2 protein-coding genes are annotated in these 3,129 nt (G+C 69.5%); both read right to left on the minus strand.

What is annotated here, in order from left to right; all coding sequences use genetic code 11:
• Window positions 1-139: 139 nt before the first annotated feature.
• Window positions 140-1,330, minus strand: coding sequence for a methionine adenosyltransferase (gene metK, locus ACFY36_RS17140; protein WP_499746943.1), 1,191 nt, complete (start codon window positions 1,328-1,330; stop codon window positions 140-142).
• A gap of 45 nt (window positions 1,331-1,375) precedes the next feature.
• Window positions 1,376-2,602: a bifunctional phosphopantothenoylcysteine decarboxylase/phosphopantothenate--cysteine ligase CoaBC gene (gene coaBC, locus ACFY36_RS17145; RefSeq protein ID WP_499747547.1), complete on the minus strand. Its 1,227-nt coding sequence runs from the start codon at window positions 2,600-2,602 to the stop codon at window positions 1,376-1,378.
• Window positions 2,603-3,129 lie beyond the last annotated feature (527 nt).

Raw genomic sequence — 3,129 nt, forward strand, 5'->3', positions numbered from 1 at the left:
GGGGCGTGTGTCCACCCTGCTCACAACCACCCCCCCCCCCGCGGGGGGGGGCCCCCCCCCCCCCCCCCCCCGACCGTCCCAGCGCAGGAAAGCAAAAACCGGCGCCCCGCAAACGCGGGACGCCGGTCAGAAACGAAACTCAGGCAGCAGCGTTCTTGAGATCCTGGGCCCGATCGGTGTTCTCCCAGAGCAACTCCGGAATCTCCCGCCCAAAGTGCCCATAAGCAGCAGTCTGCTGATAGATAGGCCGCAGCAGATCCAGATCACGGATGATCGCCGCCGGACGAAGGTCGAACACCTCGTTGATCGCCTTCTCGATCCGCTCCACCGGAACGTTCTCCGTGCCGAACGTCTCCACGAACAGCGACACCGGGTGGGCCTTGCCGATGGCGTACGCCACCTGGGTCTCGCACCTCTCGGCCAGCCCCGCCGCCACCACGTTCTTCGCCACCCAGCGCATCGCGTACGCCGCCGAGCGGTCCACCTTGGACGGGTCCTTGCCCGAGAACGCGCCGCCGCCGTGGCGCGAGTAGCCGCCGTACGTGTCGACGATGATCTTCCGGCCGGTGAGGCCGGCGTCGCCCATCGGGCCACCGATCTCGAAGCGGCCCGTCGGGTTCACCAGCAGGCGGTAGCCGTCGATGTCGAGACCGAGGCCCTCGAGCTCGGGCGCGATCACGTGCTCGCGGATGTCCGGCGTGAGCAGCGACTCGAGCGAGATGTCGGCCGCGTGCTGCGACGAGACGACCACCGTGTCGAGGCGTACCGGCTTGAAGCCGTCGTACTCGATGGTGACCTGGGTCTTGCCGTCGGGACGCAGGTACGGAATCGTGCCGTCCTTGCGGGCCTTCGACAGCCGGCGCGCCAGGCGGTGGGCCAGGGCGATCGGCAGCGGCATCAGCTCGGGCGTCTCGGAGCAGGCGAAGCCGAACATCATGCCCTGGTCGCCGGCGCCCTGGGAGTCGAGCACGTGCTCGCTGTCGCCCTCGCGCAGCTCGAGGGCGCTGTCCACACCCTGGGCGATGTCGGGCGACTGGGAGCCGATGGACACGCTGACGCCGCAGGACGCGCCGTCGAAGCCCTTCTTCGACGAGTCGTAGCCGATGCGCAGGATGGTCTCGCGGACGATGCTCGGGATGTCGGCGTAGGCCTGCGTGGTGACCTCACCCGCCACGTGCACCTGGCCGGTCGTGATCAACGTTTCCACCGCGACCCGGCTGCGGGGGTCCTGCCGCAGCAGGGCGTCGAGAATACCGTCGCTGATCTGGTCAGCGATCTTGTCCGGGTGGCCTTCCGTGACCGACTCGGAGGTGAACAGGCGGCGTGCCACGGTGCTCCTCAGATTTGTCGAATACAACGTAACCGGGAAGTGTAGTCACCGCACCCGGGCTGGCTCACCGCCGCCCACCTGCCCATCCAGTAGGACGGCGACGCGGTCCCAAATCATATCGGCCACATCGTCTTTGGGGAGTTCGGCGTGACTCGCCGTGCTCCCGTCAGCGCCCAGCAGCGTGACCTCATTGTGGTCGGCGCCGAACACGCGGTCCACTCCCACCTCGTTAACGACGATCAGGTCGGCACGTTTCTTGATCAACTTAGCCCGGGCGTTCTCCAGGGCGTCGTGCGTCTCGGCCGCGAAAGCCACCAGGACCTGCCCCTCCCGCTTGGCCGCGCCCAGTTCCGCCGCGATGTCCGGGTTGGTGGTCAGTTCGATCGGCGCCGGCGTACCACTGTCTGTCTTTTTGATTTTCTCGGCCGCGACGCTCACCGGCCGGAAGTCGGCCGGCGCCGCCGCCATCACGATCACGTCCGCCTCGGCCGCCGCCTTCACGGTCGCCGCGCGCAACTCCTCGGTCGTACCCACCCTGATCAGGTCCACACCCGCCGGATCGGGCAGCGTCACGTTAGCCGCGATCAACGTCGTGCGCGCCCCGCGCGCGGCGGCCGCCTTCGCCAGGGCGTACCCCTGCTTGCCGGAAGATCTGTTCCCCAGGAACCGCACCGGGTCGAGCGGCTCCCGCGTGCCGCCCGCCGTCACCACGACATGGCGCCCCTTCAGATCAAGGTCAAGACCTCGTTTGAGTACGCGCTGAGCCAGCTCGAAGATCTCCGCAGGATCCGGCAGCCGCCCCTTGCCGGTGTCCTTGCCGGTGAGCCGCCCCACCGCCGGCTCGATGACGACAGCGCCCCGGGCCCGCAGGGTGGCGACGTTCGCACGGGTCGCCGGGTTCTCCCACATCTCGGTATGCATGGCCGGCGCGTACACGATCGGACAGGTGGCGGTCAGAAGCGTGTTCGTCAGAAGGTCGTCGGCGATGCCGTGCGCGGCCTTGGCCAGAAGATCGGCGGTGGCGGGGGCGACCACGACAAGCTCGGCGGCCCGCCCGATCCGAACGTGAGGCACCTCATGCACGTCGTCCCACACCTCGGTGGCGACGGGCCGCCCGGAGAGAGCGGCCCAGGTGGGCGCCCCGACAAATTGCAGAGCCGAGGAGGTGGGCACGACCCGCACCCCATGCCCCGACTCCGTGAACAGGCGAAGCAGCTCACACGCCTTGTACGCGGCGATGCCGCCACCGACCCCGAGCACGACTTCCGTCACGACGACCCCCGAAGAGAGCTGAACTCCGCGATCACACGACCGAGGCACTGTCCCCGATCCTGCCCGACCGCGCCATCCACCCAGCACACGCCCGCCCAGCACACGCCCGCCCAGCACACGCCCGCCCAGCACACGCCCGCCCAGCACACGCCCCGCCCAGCACACGCCCCGCCCGCCCAGGGGGCCCCCGGCCTACAGGTCATTCTCGCGAAAACCGCACCATCACGCAGACGCCCTGTGGACAACCGATCGCCACGGCCACCCGCCTGTGGAAAACCGGCAGCACGGCAACGACCACCCGACGCGCGCCGGCGGACAACGCCAGCGGCTTAAAAGCCGGACGAAGGGGGCGAACCGAGAGGGCAGACGTCGCCGAGCGGGACGGGACCGATCAACGCGAGCCGCGAGCCGATCAGGAACGCCCGTCAGCGCCAGAGCGGCGGGCTGCGAAGCGGATCGGGAACGCCGGGGACGGGCGGGGACGGGCCGGGCCGGGACCGAGAAAGGGACGGGCCAGGCCGAGACCC

Source organism: Actinoplanes sp. NPDC000266, from assembly GCF_042899005.1.
In the GTDB taxonomy this organism is placed as follows: Bacteria; Actinomycetota; Actinomycetes; order Mycobacteriales; family Micromonosporaceae; genus Actinoplanes.